This window comes from Streptomyces flavotricini, assembly GCF_020639365.1.
In the GTDB taxonomy this organism is placed as follows: domain Bacteria; phylum Actinomycetota; class Actinomycetes; order Streptomycetales; family Streptomycetaceae; genus Streptomyces; species Streptomyces flavotricini.
This window is the reverse complement of record NZ_JAINUL010000036.1, coordinates 1-235: the sequence shown is the minus strand read 5'-3', so window position 1 is coordinate 235 and position 235 is coordinate 1. Positions and strand designations below refer to the sequence as shown.

Annotated in this window: 1 protein-coding gene; it reads left to right on the top strand. The window is 63.8% G+C overall.

Annotation, left to right across the window (positions count from 1 at the left end; translation table 11 throughout):
• On the top strand, nt 1–235 hold a 235-nt coding region (locus tag K7B10_RS40535), incomplete at both ends, for a transposase (RefSeq protein ID WP_229346070.1).

The following is a 235-nucleotide window of genomic DNA, read 5'->3' as shown; positions in this document are numbered from 1 at the left end:
GCGAGCATGGGTCGCCGAACAGGACTGGCTGACCCTGGAGCGATTACCCGCCTACGCTCCGGAGCTGAACCCGGTGGAACTGCTGTGGTCCTCACCCAAGAAACGCGAACTCGCCAACCTCGCCGGCGGCCACCTCGCAAACGTAGCCGACGCCACCGAACACGGCATCCACCGCATCAACCACAACCCACAACTGCCATGGTCCTTCCTCACCCACACCGGACTCACCATCCAC